This is a genomic window from Opitutia bacterium ISCC 52, assembly GCA_014529675.2.
Taxonomy (GTDB): Bacteria; Verrucomicrobiota; Verrucomicrobiia; order Opitutales; family UBA2995; genus UBA2995.
On the sequence record CP076040.1, the window covers coordinates 3,257,880 to 3,275,587 of the forward strand.

The window sequence follows — 17,708 nt, forward strand, 5'->3', positions numbered from 1 at the left end:
ACAGGGCGAAATCAGGGCCTCTTTTGTTACAGCGGCATTTCAAATGTTACGGAGAGGTTAAAAGGCCTTTTTCCAATGTACATTGGAGTTGATAAGCCGCATAAACACGCGCAATTTAGGCTTGTTACCAAGTTATTCACAATGCCATGTCAAAAATAGCGCTAGAGTATAAAACCATTATCCTTTCGGATATTCACCTAGGCATGAGAGACAGCAAAGCGAAGGAAGTTTCTCACTTCTTAAAGCATACCCACTGCAAAACTCTCATTTTAAATGGCGACATCATTGACGCCTGGAGTCTTAAACGCCGAAAAGGCACCTGGAACAAGCACTGTTCACGCTTCATCCGCATGGTTTTGAAGAAAATTGAGTATAAAAAGACCCAGGTCATCTACCTTCGCGGTAATCATGATGATATCCTTCGAAAGTTCATGCCTATTCATTTCGAAGGATTTCAAATCGTAGAGGATCACGTTCTGAAAATGAACGGCCGAGAGTACCTGGTCGTTCATGGAGACGTTTTCGACACTATAACCTCCAATTACGCCATCATCGCCCATCTGGGAGATATCGGCTACAATCTGCTCCTGGCAGTTAATCGATTCTACAACCGCTACCGAACCTGGAGGGGTAAAGAATACTATTCTATCAGTAAGCAGGTGAAGGCTCGGGTTAAGAAAGCCGTGAACTTCATCTCAAAGTTTGAAACCGCACTGGTCCGATTAGCCCGCCACTATCAATGCGACGGGGTCATCTGCGGCCATATTCACACTGCGGAAGACAAGATGCTCGACGACATTCATTACTTGAATTCCGGAGATTGGGTGGAATCGATGACCGCGATTGTCGAAACCAAGGAGGGGGAATTGAAACTCATTGACTACCCGACATTCCTCAAAGAGCTGGAAGAAGCAGCGAAGGAAAACTCTGAATCTATAATCCTTCCTCTTGAGGAAGATCCAGAATTCAAAAAAATGGAGCTACCAGAAACGCTTCTTACAGAAGAACGCCTGCTGAAAGTTCCTTAACGAAATTCTTCAGCCCCGATAACATTGCTTCCTCGTCATCCAAATGGTCAGCGATTACGTTGACGATGGCACTCCCGACAACCACTCCATCGGCGATCTCAGCAACTTCACGCACTTGAGATTGTTTGGAAATACCGAAACCAACAACCACTGGTTTATCAGTCCCTCCCTTGATGATTTCCAATTTCCTCGGGAGACTGGCATCGAGTGAGTCTCGAACACCCGTTACTCCTTCTCGAGAAACATAATAAACAAACCCAGTGGAGGCTCCTGCAATCTCGTCTATCCGATTTTCGGGAGTTGTTGGTGCAATGATGAACACCGTCTTCATTCCTACTCCGTCACAAATAGCAAGATACTGATCTGCTTCCGAAGGAGGCAGATCCAAAGTAAGCATGGCATCTACTCCGGCATCCAATGCTTCTTGCAGGTAATTTTCAACTCCTTGAGAAAAAATCTGATTGTAGTAAACGTAGAAGACGATCGGGACCGTATCGTTTACCTTCCGGATCTCACGCACCAAATTAAACAAATCCTTCTTACTAAACTCGTTATCCAAAGCCCGTTTGGCGGCACATTGATTAGTCCAACCATCCGCAAGAGGATCCGAAAACGGAACACCCAATTCAAGGATGTGGACACCGGAATCCAAGAGTGTCTTGCAGGCTTCTATTGACGTGCTCAAGTTCGGATCTCCAGCACATACATAGGCAATGAAGCTTTTACGATTTTCGGCCTTAGCCGTTTCAAATTCTGCTGCGATACGGTCCATGGATTTCTTAGAAAGCTAACAAACTGACTTTCCCAGCTTGCTCGTCAATGGGAAAGCAAAAGGGCGGAACCTCTCCAAGCCCCGCCCTCTTACATCCGTATAAACTAAATGGCTTCTAGAAGGTCCAATCAACTCCGAAAGAACTTTGTCTCGGAGCACCTGGCCGAGGCCCATGTGGAATGCGCGACGCCAACCATGATTCATCAAATGCGTTCTGCATGCTGACGAAGAATGAGGTGGTCTCGGACAATTCGTAACGATAATTCAAATCAATCAGAAAATAGGAGTCCACGTTTCCGAAACGTGCATCAGCACTACCTCCGGTATTTTGCTCTAAGCCAAAATTAGTAGCATCTCCATGACTCCCATCCACGTATGAGGCACCCACATGAAAGCTCCATTTCTCAGTTTCCACCCCAGTGGTTACATTCCATTGCACCTCCGGAATATAGGGAAGTTCATTATCAGGAATCGCACCGGCAAAGATCGTCGAATCTGCATTGCCACCGGCCGTTCCATCCCGGAATTCAGCATCCGTATAGGTAAATGCCAGGGTGAGTGGAATCCTATAATCGACTTCCTCGTGGAGTGTGGTGGACAGCAGAAGCTCTAGGCCTTGTGAGGAAATTTCGCCAATATTCTTATCTCCACCAACCGGATTACCACCCCCGTCACTTTCACGAGCAATCAAGTTCTTAAACTTGGTATTGAAGTAAACGGCCTCGCCATACCAGTGACCTGCCTGGGCCTTGACTCCGGTTTCGAAGCTATCGGTTTCCTCAGGTTCAAGACCGCTTCTTGCAGAGCCCGGACTCACAAGCGATATTCCGCGATTCAAGCCAGCGAATAGACGAGTCTTTTCATCCAAACTATACTCAGCGGTAATTCCAGGTGCAAATACATCGTAACTTCCAGTGTCATCATTGGGCACCTCACGGCCATCTGCGCGAAAGTACTCCCAATCAATGTCCTCGTAACGCACACCAGGTGTAATCGCAAAGGAGCCGGATGAGATCCGATCTGAGATATAAAGCGAAGTACTATCCACACGCTGACGACGGTTTCCCGCTGATCCTCCAGGCTCGGACTTTCCATAGAGGATAAACTCGTCCACACCTCCCTGGTCATTCATATTGTAGATATCTTCCCATTGAAAGCGACGGATCTGATCACGGTGTAAACGCAATCCAGCTGTAATTTCATGGAGCACTTCACCTGCATAAAAAGCTCCATTGAACTCCGACTGAATTCCACCCAGGAAGTAATTCCGATTGTTGGCCTTCACCCGAAGTTCACCCGCTCGTGTTCCGGTTAAAACTTCATAGAGTTCAGTCCCATTAAATAAGGCTGTAGCCAGATCCTGCCCATCAACCTTATTCAACTTATACCAGTTCCTGTGAAAGTCATTGTAAGACGCCGTGGTTGAGAGCGTATTGCCATTGTCCCATCGCGTTTGGTGCCGGAGATAGGTGCGTGTGTGGTGGGTATTGATTTCATCAAAACGTGACGCCGCATAACGTCTATAATGATCACCCCGAAAGTCCTGGGTCGATAACCCTAAGTATGTTTCATCGGCATGGAAATCTGTGTAACCCAACTTAAACTCAAAGGAATGAAACTGGTTTGTGTCTGGTTGCCATCCAAACTTCACCATCGTGTCCGTTTTATCGAATCCCGTGTCGTCGGATCCCTCATAAGCAGCGGTACTGTGGATGGTCTTAAAACCGCCAGCAGTCCGCGCGTAGACTTCGGCCAGATATCCAAAGGTCCCGGCATCAGACTCCTGCTTCCCCCCTGCCCACACATGAATCCTCGCATCCTCATTCTCACCGTATTGTAATTTCACATACGACGACTTCTCATGCGGAATCGGGGTGGATATGTAATTGATAACTCCTCCGGTTGTGTGTGGCCCATACTGAAGTTGGCTCGATCCTTTCAGGACCTCAAGTGAAGACATACGCCCCGCTGTTGGCGAATAGTAAGCCGAAGGAGCAGCATAAGGTGCAGGCGCGGTCAGGACACCGTCCTCCATCATGGTAACCTTGCCACTCCGATTGGAATCCACTCCACGAAGGCTGATGTTGGGAAACAATCCGTAGCCATCTTCTCCCCGAAAATAGACACCAGGAACTTGCCGAAGAATCTGGTCAATGTTGGCGTACTGGAAGTTGTTTATCTCTTCCTTAAAGAGATAGAATCCAGAACCTGGAATCTCGAAGACAGATTCCTTGGATCCGATGACTTCAAACTCCTCCATATCTATGAAAGAACCCTCAACATTTTGGGCTGATGCACTGTTGGCGATTCCCAAGGTAGTGATCAGGGAGAGAAATCGTTTTAACTTCAAAAATTTCATTAGCAGCTATGGTATTAAAAGAATGGCTAATGAAACTGAGTCTCAACTAAGCCGCGTCAACTCTTTTATTGATATCGAGTCTCATTTTCTTTAGAATTAGAATGATTCAAAATTGAGACTGCCCAAGGAATCTTCGCATTTCTAACACCAGAGATTGACAGGTTGCCTGCATTACCAAGCTTATACGCATGGCTCGTAAAGCTGTTCTAATCTTAAATCTGGGTTCTCCCGACTCCACTTCCACTGCTGACGTACGCAAGTATCTGAAGGAATTCCTCCTGGATGAGCGGGTGATTGACGCAAACCCCGTAGCAAGGAATCTGCTCGTCCGTGGCATTATCCTCCCTACTCGCCCGAAAAAAACTGCGGCGGCCTATAAGAAAGTTTGGACTGAAGACGGAAGTCCCTTGGTTCTCACTAGCAAGAATGTCCAAGAAAAGGTTCAAGAGCAGGTCGATATGCCCGTAGAACTGGCCATGCGCTATGGCTCCCCTTCCATACCCGAGGCTATTGCCAGGTTGAAGGCCCAGAATATTGAAAAGCTTTTCATTATGCCCATGTATCCGCACTACGCCATGTCGAGTTATGAGACGGTACTCGTGCGTGTGCAGGAAGAGCTTAAGATACAAGCACCTGAGGTGACTTGGACCGTGCTTCAACCTTTCTATAAAGATAAGGATTATATCAATGCTCTGGTCGAAAGCGCCCGACCTTACATCACAGACGACCTGGATAAGATTCTTTTCAGCTACCACGGAGTGCCTGAGCGCCACATGCGCAAGGCAGACACATCCAACGCCCACTGCATGATCACCCCAGATTGTTGCAGTGTTTGCCATCCGGCTCAAAGCACGTGCTATCGGCACCAATGTTTTGAAACCACGAAGGCTATGATCCATAAACTCGGCCTGCCTCTGGGCAAACATGCTGTTTCCTTTCAATCACGGCTCACCAAAGAGCCATGGCTAAGGCCTTTTACCGATCACGTCTTGGAAGCATTCCCAGAACAAGGCGTCAAACGCATTGCTGTTATCTGCCCCTCTTTTGTGACCGATTGCCTGGAAACACTCGAAGAGATCGAGATGGAAGGTCGTGAAGAGTTTCTTGCAGCAGGAGGAGAGTCCTTCAAAATGATCCCTTGCTTAAACGAACATCCAGCCTGGATAACGATGCTAAGCAATCGCATTCGGGACTGGGACACATCCGAAGATTAATCTACCTCTACTGACATGGGCTCGAGTGCTGACATACTTTGGATCGGCCTTGGCAATCTGCTCTACACACTGGGCTTTGTCACCGCGATCTTCTACCTGATACGGGCTAAACATCATCCGCGATGGCTGCTCTATATGATCATTGCCGGTGGTTATGCCATTCACAGCTATGGTCTATATCTGCGAGGAATGGAAGTCCGCGGGTGCCCGATTGGGAATACCTTTGAGATCGTTCAGTTTGTCATCTGGTCGCTCACCTTTTGCTTTCTGGTTCTTGGACCCGCGTTTCGCCTCAGCCTGTTTGGATTCTTCACTGCAGGCATAGCAGTAATGCTATCCATCCTTAGCTTCATTTTCAAAAACTGGGACACAAGCTACCCACTGAACATCGATAAAATAAGTCCGGCCATCGAGTTCCATGCTTCGCTTGCGGTATTCTCCTATGGCATTTTCGGCCTACTGGCCGTTAGTTCTATTCTATATATTCTTCAGAACTTCTCACTGAAGCATCATCGCTGGAAAGGCATGTATGAGTTCCTTCCATCCCTGGTAGATTCAGAAACTATGACCCTTCGCATGCTGGCCGCAGGATCCGGAGTACTCACCGTTTCCCTGCTCGTTGGCTATTCCTACTTTATTCAAAACACAGCCGAGATAGATACCGCAAAATTAGCTGCGACCGTTGCCGTATGGCTTGCCTATCTGGTGGTCCTCTTCCTCCGCCTGACCAATCGGCTCTATGGCAAGAAGCTAGCCTGGACCAGCATCGTTCTTTTTCTATTCGCGCTCCTCTCCATCTGGCCGGTCGATGCGAGTCGCCAGACTAAGACCGTCTCCAACGCCTCCATAGAATTACCGACTGAATGAGCCAAGATTCGCGTACATTCTTTTGCTGGGGTGTCAGCCATCACACGGCCCCCATTGAGTATCGGGAACAAATAAGTCCTGATCCGTCGCAATTAGATTCAATTTACGAACTGTTGAACGCCGAAGAGTGGATCAGCGAGCTCACGGTACTAAGCACCTGTAATCGACTCGAAATCTATGGAGCCGGGTATGAGGCCCATTCCCAGAAAATTGCTTCCGTGGTCTCCAAAGTCATCGAGGTAGACCAAGGTGAGCTGAACGAGAAATCCGGGTTATGGAAAGACAAGGAGGCCATGATGCATCTTTTCTCCGTAACAGCCAGTTTGGATTCTCAAATAGTGGGAGAAGTTGAAATCACAGGCCAGGTAAAGCAGGCATTCCTCGCTGCAGGGAACCAACGCACGGTAGGCAAAATATTGAATAAAGCCTTTCAGAAGAGCTTTCAGACCACCAAGTGGATTCGCTCCAATACAAACATTGGAAAAGGACAAATTAACGTCGCCACCGTTGCCGTAGACTTGGCTCAAAAAGTATTTGGAAATCTACGAAACTGCAAAACGCTGATTATAGGCGCAGGCGATATTGCCGAGAAAACCATAGCCGCTTTGAAAAGTAGAGGAGCTAACAATTTTGCTATTTCCAACCGTACGTTTGAGAAAGCGAAGGATCTCGCAGAATCTACGGGCGGCCTCGCCCTACCCTTCGAAAGTTTAGATAGTTTTCTAGCCAAAGCGGACGTAGTCATTTGCTCCACCTCTTCAAAAGATTTCATACTGACCGAACCTCGCATGAATCACTTTCTGAAGAAGCGGGCTATTCGCCCTCTGTGCTTGCTTGATCTGGCTCTACCCCGAGACATCGACCCTGGCATCGACCGATCTCAGAATGTCTTCTTGTATAACTTGGATGATTTAGCGGAAATCGCCGAAACGAATCTTCAGGCACGAAAAGAAGAGTTAGGAAAGTGTCACGCTTACATCGAAAAGAAGATCCAACACATTCTTCACGGGAATACCTCAAGTCACTCACAAGAAAGAGAGTCGCGAGGCATTCAACCTACCTAAGGGATAAAGAAGCTAGTATTTTTAGAGATAGCGAATCAGCCAGTTCCAAGGCGTCTCATCGTTCTCTTGCTTCAAGCGCTGGTGTAATTCTTTGCAATCGTCTTGGGTCTGCTGAATGACTTCCTGATCAGTAAGGCATCGATCTATCTCTTTGGCCAAGACAGACGGCTTAGCATCCCCTTGAATATATTCCGGATAGTAAGGTTTTTCCAAAAGCAGGTTCGCAATGCCAATATAGGGAATACTCACAAGCATCCGCCCCAGGACGTAGGATAATCCCTGAATGCGGTGAACAATACGTCCCGGGATACCAGCCAACCCACAGCGTAGGGACATCGTCCCGGAAGTCGTTAGGACAGCACCTGCTTCGATTCGCCCTTCATTTCTAACCAGGCTGATTCGCTCCTTCGCTTTTGGAAACGACTCAAGCACTTGCTCAATCTCACTCAGGATAGTTTCACTGGGGTAAACGAGAGTCGCATCCCTTCCTTCGTAGTTTGCAAGAAACCGCTCATAAGCCTCCAGTAGCACTGGAAGCACGCGCCTCACATTACTGACTCGGCTACCAGCCAGCAGCAGTAAATTACCCTCCGCATTATAAACCAAATCACAGTCCTGCTTACTCTGGAGAAACGGATGTCCCACAAAGGTCGTTTCCAACTGGGTGTCGGCATAACACTCGACCTCAAAAGGAAAGATCACGGACAATCCATCCAAGAGCCGGTCCATCTCAAAACGACGCTTGGCCTTCCAAGCCCAAATCTGGGGACCGATGTAATATAATAGCTTGGTGTCTCCACCCGCCTTGGCAGCAATACCCTTCTCAAAAAGCGCCTTTGCCAGACGCAAATTGAATCCAGGATAGTCGACAAAAAGAACGGCACGTGGCCGGTTTTGATCCACCCAATCAATCACTTTGCCAAATAGCTGTTTGAAATACTTGTAATGCTTGAGGACTTCAAAAAATCCTACGACCGAAAGATGGGTCAGGTCAAATAGCAGTTGCGCCCCGGCATCCTTCATGAGCTCACCGCCTACAGCCGCAATTTTTAAGTCAGGCTGTTCCTGCAAAAGCTTATGGATGACTACCGCTGCATGCTCATCCCCAGAGTGTTCCCCTGCTATGACCAGAATATCAACCGTCCCTTGAGCCGGTGAGGCCAGCTCATCGGGCAATACAGGGACATAACTCATTGAGCCGTTTTTTGGTGGATCTGCTCTGTAATCCTAAGCGCCAATTCCAAAGCCTGTTTACCTAAGGTCGCATCCACTTTCGGGTTCGACATATTAGTAACACAATCGAGAAAGGAAGCTAACTCGATTTTCAAAGGCTCACCCTTTTCAATCGGGATTTCCTCTTTCTGAAGTTCGAAGCCCTCCCGTTTCACGAAATGCCCCTCCTGCTTCATGAAGTCTAAAGACAGGTAGGCGTTATTTTGAAAAACCCGAATCTCACGCACCTTTTTCTCACTCACGCGACTGGTGTTCACATTCGCTACGGCACCATTCGCAAAGGTGATCCGGCAATTGGCAATGTCTTCTGTCGGTGAAAGGACGTTTACACCCACCGATTCAACTTTCTCAACCGGCGCTCCAACGAGTTGCAAGATCACACCCAAATCATGAATCATCAGGTCCAATACGACTCCCACCTCAGTTCCTCTAGGTGTAAATGGAGCCAGACGATCTGCAGTGATAAATAAAGGCTGATCCACTACCTGCTCCAAGTAACTGGTTACGGGATTGTATTGCTCAATGTGCCCCACCTGAATCAAGCAGTTTTTTCGTTTAGCGGCTTCCAATATTATTTCTGCCTCCGCACTGCTTACACAGAGAGGCTTCTCAATGAGCAAGTGGCAGCCCTTATCGAGCAACGGCACTGCAACCTGACAATGCTTGTCTGTAGGAACCACCACACTGATCGCATCGCAGGCTTCGGCCAAAGCATCCAGATCAGTAAATACAGGACAGTTAAATTTATCACCGATCTCCTTACCACGCTCAGGATCGACTTCAAAAATGCCTACTAGCTCACACTGTTCGAGTTCAGAATAGATTCGCGCGTGGTGCTGACCTAAATATCCAACACCTACCACACCACATCGAATGGGCTTCTCAGGATTCATCTTCTACAATTTCAAGTTTTCCAAAATGAAGCCGATAGCGAACATCTGTTTTCTTCGCATGGGCTGAGTTGTGAGTGACCAGAATCAGGCTAGTGCCCGCTTCCCGAGCAACTTCCAGCAACAGTTCGATTACAGAGTCACCCGTTTCTTCATCTAAATTTCCTGTCGGCTCATCGGCCAAAATTAATTTTGGCCTATTCAGCAATGCACGAGCAATAGCTACCCGTTGGCGCTCTCCCCCTGACAACTTTTCCACAGAGTAATGCAAACGATCTTCCAATCCCACGCGCACCAGCAAATCATGTGCACGATCTTGATCATCCTGGGTAGCTTTCCCCATCAACCGAGCTGCAAGTATCACATTATCCAATACATTGAGTTCTGGCAACAAATAGTAAGCCTGAAACACCATACCAACTTGCTCTGCTCGCAGCGCAGCCAAAGTAGCTCCCGACTGGCCATGGATACGGATACCGTTCCAATATAGTTCTCCCGTGTCTAAGGCTTCGAGTCCGGAAATAATATTTAGCAAGGTTGTTTTCCCACTGCCAGATGCCCCTTGGATAGCAACCGTCTCTCCCCTGCGCAGCTGCAAGTTTACTCCCTTTAGAACTTCTACTTTTTCAGTCCCATTAGGAAAAGACTTCTGAATCTCGCTCGCTTCCAAAGCGAACTGCACATTTTCTATAATTTCCACGGTCTACATTACTGAGGATTCGCCTCACTGGTTGGCAAGCTGTAACTAAGCAAATCCAACCCTTCACCAGTCATTCAATTGCATGCTCTGCGAGTCTTGACCTCAACAAAGACCATAAGTTTCTACCAGGGCTGATTCATTTGAAACAATTGCGAATACCTCACACTTTGTCCAAAATCCTGCGAATCATAGACTCGCGGGCCTCAATACTTTCACACAACTTCATCTGCACCCGTGCACGATTGAGGTTATGCGATTCATAATCGGTTTTGAAATATACATCTCCGGCCAGATAATCGCTGAAGAATCGAATCACCAATTCAAAGGTCAGTAACCGTATGGAATCATACATGTAGTGCTGATCTGCATCCGTAAGAAATTCCCCAGCCTGCTTTTGGTAGCCTTTCATCAAGGCTTCAAACGAATCCAAATCGATAAATACTTTACTCAGGTCTTTCTCTTCTTCTCCAGCAGGATTGCAGGACGAACGCACACTGTCGCCTATATCGTAGTGAATCAATCCTGGCTTCACCGTATCCAGATCAATAATCGCCGTTCCCTTCCCCGTAATATCGTCGATCATGATATTGGTAATCTTGGGATCACCATGAATCGCTCGGACCTTCAACTCACCTCGTTCACGAGCATCTTCCAAAACAGAAGCGAATTCGCGTCTCTCCTGAATGTAAGCCTCTACACGTCGGGCTTCAGATGATCCCTTTAATCGATCCTGAGCATACTCGGTTTGAACAACCTCGTCATGGTAGGCCAGGTAGCTGGGCGTTATGTGGAACCCAGGTAAGGTATCGCCCAGTTCATCCACCGGAAAATCGGCAATGGTCTTCTGAAAATGTCCAAGCACATAGCCTGCCTCATGCGCATGTTCCACATTAAGCACTTGTTCGTGGGATGTTGCTGAAGAAATCATCGACAAAGCACGCCAATAATTCCCCTCAGCATCGACAAAGAAGTCCTTTCCATCCTTGGTCTTCATCACGAGAGGCAATTGCCAAATTCGATTAGACTTACTGGCCTGCTCGTCCAATCGCTTATGCGCATAATCAGTAATGGCACGCATATTCGACATCACCAGGTCGGGCTTTGGAAACACATGGTGATTAATACGCTGGAGAACAAATTGTGTCTCAGAGAAACTCGTTCTAGTGATGACTCGATACGTGTCGTTGACATTTCCAGTGTCAATATTGAGCACAGTCACTACCTGTCCGTGCACATCAAATTCTGCAGCAATAGATTCGGGGGTCATTTTTGAATATTAAGGAAAACTTAAGCCTAGGTGTCTCCCACGATGCCTGTCTACTTCATTCCTCTAATACATCGGGCAAACGATGAAGGATTTCATTACCATATCACTTTATACCACAACCGTTCTTTAACTCCTTGATTCATCCATTGACTCTGAAATCATTCAGAGACTCATGGAAAGCACACCTTTACGCACTTCGGTAATCGGCAGCTACCCATTCCCAGGATGGTTAGAATTTGCCTCACAGAACCTCACTCAGTTTGGAGAAAACGACATCAAGGAAATGCAAGACGATGCTGTCATTGCAGCTATCCACGACCAGACCACAGCTGGGCTCGATGTAATTACCGATGGCGAACAAACGCGTTTCGATTTTAATCTATCCTTCTATGGTTACCTGGAAGGGATCGAATTAGAGAGCGCCTCTCCACGCATCTACGGTCCTCCTGCTCACGACCAGCGAGGTAAGCACGCCATATCGGGTGAGTTGGCAGCTCCCAATGGTCTGGGTGCGGTAGAAGAATTTGAACGGCTCAAACGATTGGCACCTGAGGGGCAGGCATTAAAAGCAAGTATACCAGGCCCTTTTACACTCAGCGGTCGCCTACTCCCTAACGATCAGTACACCAATCGTTACGAGATCACCGAAGCTTTGCTTCCCATCGTCCAAAAAGAAATCGAGGCATTGGTTGAAGCTGGGTGTGAAGAGATCTGCGTCGATGAACCTTCCATGAGCTGCTATGCTTACAAAGCGGATCCTGAGGTGTTCGTAGATTTGTTCAATCGCACGGTGGAACCGGCTGCAGGAAAAATTCGCGTATGCTCCCATCTCTGTTTCGGGAATTACAAAGCACGTGGAGTAGGAAAACGGACACCACGAGCTATGTTTCCGGCCTTCCTCGATATGCATGTGGACGAGATGCACATCGAAACCTGCACCACCAATTTTGTCTTCCTCGATTTGATCGAAGCCATCAGCAAGAAGATCGATGCCGCGGTCGGCATTATTGATGTAAAGAGTTACTACATCGAAACTCCTGAAGACGTAGCAGCCATCATTAAACGCTGCCTAGAATTCGCTCCACCCGAGCGCCTCGTATTTGCACCGGATTGTGGGCTTTCTCAAACCGCCCGCTGGGCAGCCAAACAAAAGCTACAAAACATGGCAGCAGGTGCTAAGTTAGTTCGCAAAGAATTGGGCCTACCCAACGCTTGATGAAACCAGCTTTTCAAAAAGACGAAGCGCTGCTTGAGGACATTGATGCGGCGCGTAAAGACAATTCCGATACACTCTACACCTGGTGGCTTGGGCAAAGCGGTTTCCTTGTCATGTGCGGTGGCAAAACCGTGCTTTTCGATCCCTACCTATCCGACTCACTTACCAGAAAGTATGCCGAGGCTGATAAGCCTCACACACGCATCACCGAACTCGTAGTTGATCCTTTCCAACTAAGAGGAATCGATTTTATCACCTCGAGCCACAACCATACTGATCATCTCGACCAAGAAACACTGGCCGCTTTATTTGAGGCAAATCCTGACACTCAGTTTATCATCCCGGAAGCCAATCGCGATTTTGTTGCGACCCGAATGGGATGCGATCCCGATTGGCCGATAGGCATGAACGATGGCATCTCCATGGAGATAGATGACGTATCATTCCATGGTCTGGCTTCAGCTCATGACGAACTAAAAACCAACGACAAAGGTGAACACCACTTCATGGCGTTTGTAATTCAACTCGGCCCTTGGACGATTTATCATAGCGGAGATACACGACTCTATGAAGGACTCGTAGACCGCTTAAACCAACACAGCATCGATCTAGCCTTCCTCCCCATTAACGGTTACAAACCTGAACGTCGAGTGGCCGGCAACCTGAACTCCGAAGAGGCCGCTCAATTAGCCGCAGACTGTAATATACGAACCAGCATCCCCCACCACTACGACCTGTTCGAATTTAACACTGCCGACCCCATCGACTTCGGCACAGCCTGCGCTCAGCATAACGTCACCTGCCAAATTCTCCGCAACGGCGAACGCGCCACCCTCATTAAATAAATTCAGCCTTCATCCTTCCACCTTCAGCCTTTCAACAAACCACTCGTCCCCCGCCCCTCGCCACACGTCCCGTTCACCATGACTCCAACTCAAGACTACTTAGAAAAATCCCGCGGCCTCATTGACACCATTGCCGCCCAGGAAGACGCCATCGGCACAGCAGCTGATTGGTTTGCCGAAACCATCTTGGCCGGTCGCATGGTCCATCTCTTTGGCTCCGGTCACAGCCGCATCATGCCCGAAGAAATGTGGCCGCGATACGGTTCGTTCCCTGGGTTCAATCCCATCGTCGAATTGTCCCTCACATTCCACAACCTGGTGGTCGGTGCTAATGGACAACGCCAGGCCATGTATCTGGAAAACGTCTCCGGGCTGGCGGAACAGATCCTGCGCAATTTCGATCTGAGTGAACATGACAGCGCACTCGTCGTATCCTCGAGTGGCTGCAATCGCGTACCGATTGAAATAGCCGAAGGCTTTCAAAAAGCCGGTATCAAAGTAGTCGCCATCCTCAGCAAGCAACATTCAGCCGCTTCCTCCACAAAGGACGACCGCGGTAAAAAGCTGTCTGACTTCGCTGATCTAGTCCTCGACTCGGGCGTACCCGTCGGTGATGCCATGGTCAAGATTGACGGACTAGACACACCCGTTTCTCCCGGTTCAACGGTCGCCGGTTGTCTGCTGGTCAACTCGATCAAAGCAGAAGTCGCCAAGCGCCTCACGGATGCCGGACACCCGCCCAAAGTCCTCACCGCGGGAGCCGTTATCGGATCGGAGCGCGCCAACGAATTATTCCAGTCCGCTTACGATGAGCATGGACGTTTGATCGCCCAGTACTATTCTGAATTAGGAAAGTAAGATATGAGCAAGCATTGGAAAATCACCGGAATTAATTTTGACCACTTTCACATCGGGGATCTGCTTCGGCAGACCTTCGACCATCCCAACGCCGAAATTGTCGGCGTCTGCGACGATGATCCGCCTCGCATGGAAGAAGCCATTGAAAATTTCTCTATCCCATCCGAGCGAGTCTTCACGGATATCGACGAGTGCATGAAAGCAGCGGACCCAGATCTCGTCATTATCTGTGCCTCCACGGCAAGGCACGCTGAGTATGTCGAGAAGCTGGCTCCGTATAGGAAACATCTTTTTGTCGAAAAACCCTTCGCCGATAGTCTAGAGAATGCGGACCGCATGCTCGCTGCCATTCAGGAGGGACAGCAGCTCATAATCAATTGGCCACTTCGTTGGTATACATCGCACGCAACCGCCTTCCGTTTGGTGAACGAGGGGGAAATCGGAACCGTGCGAGAAGTTCATTTCTACGATGGCAACCGCGGTCCTCTGGCTCACGGGGCCGATAAAACTGAGCTCGAAGTTACTGCCGAACGAAAAGCTGAAAGCTGGTTCTATAAGAAAAGCGAAGGCGGTGGATCCCTACTCGACTACCTAGGCTATGGGACGACGCTTGCAGCTTGGTACAACGGTGGAATGGTGCCCAACGAAGTCACAACCATCACAGGCGGAGATCCCAGCCTGGAAGTCGACGAACACAGCATCACCATTTGCCGCTACGCAGATGGCACCCTTTCCAAATTCGAAACCAAATGGGGCACCTTCTCGGATCCCTGGACCCACCAGCCACAACCGAAGTGCGGGTTCAATATCGTTGGCTCCGAAGGCACCATCGCTTCCTATGACATGGAACCAACCATCCGGATTCAGACACGGGACAAACCTGAAGGAGAAGAAATTCCCACCGACGATCTTCAACATCCATTCCACGCCCCCATCCCCTATGTCCTCCACTGCCTGGAAAATAATCTTCCCATCGACGGCCCACTCAGCCCCGAAACCTCCCGTATTGGACAACTGGTCGTCGATGCCGCCTTCAAAAGCGCTGAGACAAAATCAACGGTGAAATTATAAATCTTGCAAAATGGTAGGGCTCGATCGCCGAGCGAGCCGTTCTGAAATCGGCGGTTTCGGCGTCCCGAGTGCAGCGACAATAACAATCGCCCTACCGCTAAAAAAGTATCCTTCAACTTCTAAAAAATGTCAGACGACACCAACTACGGCCTAGAGGCAGAGGTCTCTACAAAAAAACTCCCCGCCCCCAACCTCGAATACAAACCACGCTTCCCCGAAAACTACAGCCCGGGAATCGGACTGATTGGCTGCGGCGGTATCACTGTCAATCACCTCACCGCTTACAAAGAAGACGGATTTAATGTCATCGGCTTGTGTGACCTCAACGAAGAGGCAACCGAGGAACGACGCAAAGATTTTTACCCAGAGGCCACCTGCTACACCGATTACAACGAACTCTTAGCCGATGAGAATATCGAAGTAGTGGATATTGCACTACACCCGGCACCACGGGCAGATGCCATCGAAGCTGCGTTGAACGCTGGCAAACATGTGCTGAGTCAAAAGCCTTTTGCCCTTGATATCGATGTGGCAACCCGACTGGCTGACCTGGCTGACGAAAAAGACCTCAAGCTGGCAGTAAATCAGAACGGCCGTTGGGCACCTTACGTGCGATACATTCAACAAGCCATTAACGAAGGACTCATCGGTGATGTTCACACGATCAATATGTTTGTCAACTGGGACCACACCTGGATTAAAGGAACTGCATTCGAATCCATCCACCATATCATCCTCTACGACTTCGCGGTCCACTGGATCGATATGGCAGTGAATTATTTCCAAGGCCAGGAACCTGAACTGGCCACCGCTTCTGTTCGTAAGGCAGCCGAGCAAGCTATAACCCCACCGATGATGGGTGGTGCCACCATCCAGTTTACCAACGGTTTTGCGAACCTGGGATTCGATGGCCACAGCAAGCAGGGCTCCCTCGAACGTTTTACCATTACAGGATCGAAGGGTGTCCTCAACGCCATAGGCCCTCTCCTCAAAGGTACCGAAGTGACGCTCGAAACCAAAGAAGGCGTTGCAACCGCCCAACTTGAAGGCGAGTGGTTCAATGATGGATTCCGGGGGACCATGGGCGAGTTACTCTGCGCTATTGACGAGGACCGCGATCCTTTCAATTCGGCCCGAAACAATCTCAAGACACTTGAAACCGTTTTCGCTATCATCAAATCAGCTGACACCGGCCAATCCGTAAAACCAGGTGATCACCGACAGCTCGACGATCGTTGTCAGCCAAAGCACTGACTACAACGTCGCCCTGAGAACAGGCCTGGGTGCCAAAATCCGGGTGATTGCAGTCGAGGTATCTCCACTCATGCGTTTCTGCACCACCTCGACCACATTGTCCGCAATCTCCTGCCAAGGCATGGCAATCGTGGTCAAATTCATCTGCTCAGCGATCGGCGCATCATCAAACCCAATTACTCGGGGTGGTGATACCCATTCCCTTTTCACCGTATCGAGTAACGCCTGAGCCAATCGGTCATTCGCACAAAATACAACTTGAGGCTTTTTCTCCAAAATGGACTCCACAGCTTTGATGCCATCCTCATAGAACCAACTGTCAGCAAACACCGCTTTGGATTCCGGAACCACTTCCTGAAAACCCCTCACACGATCGACACAGCGTTGATCACTTTGAGGACCACCCAAGATCACAATCTGTTTGGCTCGAGTCCTCGCTTTTACCAATTCTCCGGCTGCAACGCCTCCAGAATGATCATCTACGCTTACTGCATCCACAAAGGCCGCAGATAGTCCCTTGGGAGGCGTTTTATTGATCAACATACAGTAACGACCTTCATCCAACAAAACCTGCGGCAATTGATCACACTCCCAAAAGACAGGGAGGCTTCCCACACTGAACCGAAGCGAAGGACTATCCCAACGCGTTCGCACGGCAATTCCCACTTTGGAAAATTCCTCCAACAATCGATCCCGAAGCAACGCGCCGAAGCTGCCTTTCCGCTTGGCTCGTTCGTTGAGCACTAAATCTACACCTTGCCATTGGGGTGCTTCTCCACGCAAAAAAGTTCCACTGCCCGGCTTCCGAAACAAGTAACCTTCAGCGACCAGTTCACGAAGCAAGGTATCGGCGGTTTGGTAGCTAATTTCAAAGCGCTGACCCAAGGCTCGGTTCGATAGAAACCGGCTACCTGGCTGATAGTAGCCATGCTCAATTCGGCGTATGAGCTTTTCTTTAAGCTCTAAAACTTTTTGTGAACGGGGACGCGCCATAAAGCCACCGTTAACATATCAGTTTGTCTGTCAACCGTTCCCTTAACTCTTGCTTTGCTCACGAGGTCTTTCACCAT

The 17,708-nt window shown here is 48.9% G+C and carries 16 protein-coding genes; 9 read left to right on the top strand and 7 right to left on the bottom strand.

Annotated elements, in window-relative coordinates; genetic code table 11:
- The first annotated feature begins 146 nt into the window (after positions 1–146).
- Positions 147–1,028, top strand: a complete 882-nt coding sequence (locus tag GA003_13905) for a UDP-2,3-diacylglucosamine diphosphatase (GenBank protein QXD27113.1) — start codon at positions 147–149, stop codon at positions 1,026–1,028.
- On the opposite strand, the gene trpA is transcribed toward GA003_13905, so the two are convergent.
- Entirely contained in the window at positions 997–1,800 is an 804-nt protein-coding gene (gene trpA, locus GA003_13910; GenBank protein QXD27114.1) for a tryptophan synthase subunit alpha, read from the bottom strand. The two genes, GA003_13905 and trpA, sit on opposite strands and share 32 nt — an antisense overlap.
- 115 nt (positions 1,801–1,915) lie before the next feature.
- Positions 1,916–4,159 (bottom strand): TonB-dependent receptor, encoded by a 2,244-nt coding sequence (locus GA003_13915; protein ID QXD27115.1) that lies wholly within the window; start codon positions 4,157–4,159, stop codon positions 1,916–1,918.
- Between the two features lie 188 nt (positions 4,160–4,347).
- Between GA003_13915 and hemH the strand changes: the two genes are divergently transcribed.
- From hemH to hemA, 3 genes are read left to right on the top strand one after another with little or no spacing between them, the layout of a single operon-like run.
- Positions 4,348–5,373 (top strand): ferrochelatase, encoded by a 1,026-nt coding sequence (gene hemH, locus GA003_13920; GenBank protein QXD27116.1) that lies wholly within the window; start codon positions 4,348–4,350, stop codon positions 5,371–5,373.
- Between the two features lie 15 nt (positions 5,374–5,388).
- Positions 5,389–6,240, top strand: coding sequence for a cytochrome c biogenesis protein (locus GA003_13925; GenBank protein QXD27117.1), 852 nt, complete (start codon positions 5,389–5,391; stop codon positions 6,238–6,240).
- The gene (gene hemA, locus GA003_13930; GenBank protein QXD27118.1) at positions 6,237–7,304 is read left to right on the top strand and encodes a glutamyl-tRNA reductase; all 1,068 of its coding nucleotides are present in this window, start codon (positions 6,237–6,239) and stop codon (positions 7,302–7,304) included. The genes GA003_13925 and hemA overlap by 4 nt, the downstream gene beginning before the upstream one ends.
- 21 nt (positions 7,305–7,325) lie before the next feature.
- Here the strand turns inward: hemA and lpxB are convergent, their stop codons facing one another.
- The 4 genes from lpxB to GA003_13950 all read right to left on the bottom strand — a co-directional run bounded on the left by lpxB (position 7,326) and on the right by GA003_13950 (position 11,394).
- Complete coding sequence (lpxB, locus tag GA003_13935; protein QXD27119.1) at positions 7,326–8,498, bottom strand: lipid-A-disaccharide synthase; 1,173 nt, start codon at positions 8,496–8,498, stop codon at positions 7,326–7,328.
- Complete coding sequence (locus GA003_13940) at positions 8,495–9,430, bottom strand: Gfo/Idh/MocA family oxidoreductase (GenBank protein ID QXD27120.1); 936 nt, start codon at positions 9,428–9,430, stop codon at positions 8,495–8,497. The genes lpxB and GA003_13940 overlap by 4 nt, the downstream gene beginning before the upstream one ends.
- On the bottom strand, positions 9,420–10,109 hold the full coding sequence (locus GA003_13945) for an ABC transporter ATP-binding protein (protein ID QXD30440.1): 690 nt from the start codon (positions 10,107–10,109) through the stop codon (positions 9,420–9,422). Before GA003_13945 ends, GA003_13940 begins: the two co-directional genes overlap by 11 nt.
- Positions 10,110–10,287: 178 nt before the next feature.
- Positions 10,288–11,394, bottom strand: a complete 1,107-nt coding sequence (locus tag GA003_13950; GenBank protein QXD27121.1) for an aminoglycoside phosphotransferase family protein — start codon at positions 11,392–11,394, stop codon at positions 10,288–10,290.
- 172 nt (positions 11,395–11,566) lie between these two features.
- Between GA003_13950 and GA003_13955 the strand changes: the two genes are divergently transcribed.
- From GA003_13955 to GA003_13975, 5 genes are all read left to right on the top strand, one after another.
- Positions 11,567–12,610, top strand: a complete 1,044-nt coding sequence (locus GA003_13955) for a methionine synthase (protein QXD27122.1) — start codon at positions 11,567–11,569, stop codon at positions 12,608–12,610.
- Positions 12,610–13,455, top strand: a complete 846-nt coding sequence (locus tag GA003_13960; protein ID QXD27123.1) for an MBL fold metallo-hydrolase — start codon at positions 12,610–12,612, stop codon at positions 13,453–13,455. Before GA003_13955 ends, GA003_13960 begins: the two co-directional genes overlap by 1 nt.
- Positions 13,456–13,533: 78 nt before the next feature.
- Positions 13,534–14,313 carry an SIS domain-containing protein gene (locus GA003_13965; GenBank protein QXD27124.1) on the top strand — a complete coding sequence of 260 codons (780 nt, stop codon included), beginning with the start codon at positions 13,534–13,536 and terminating at the stop codon, positions 14,311–14,313.
- 3 nt (positions 14,314–14,316) lie between these two features.
- Complete coding sequence (locus GA003_13970; GenBank protein QXD27125.1) at positions 14,317–15,384, top strand: Gfo/Idh/MocA family oxidoreductase; 1,068 nt, start codon at positions 14,317–14,319, stop codon at positions 15,382–15,384.
- 126 nt (positions 15,385–15,510) lie between these two features.
- Positions 15,511–16,638: a Gfo/Idh/MocA family oxidoreductase gene (locus GA003_13975; GenBank protein ID QXD27126.1), complete on the top strand. Its 1,128-nt coding sequence runs from the start codon at positions 15,511–15,513 to the stop codon at positions 16,636–16,638.
- On the opposite strand, the gene GA003_13980 is transcribed toward GA003_13975, so the two are convergent.
- Positions 16,639–17,631, bottom strand: a complete 993-nt coding sequence (locus GA003_13980) for a substrate-binding domain-containing protein (protein ID QXD27127.1) — start codon at positions 17,629–17,631, stop codon at positions 16,639–16,641.
- Between the last annotated feature and the right edge of the window lie 77 nt (positions 17,632–17,708).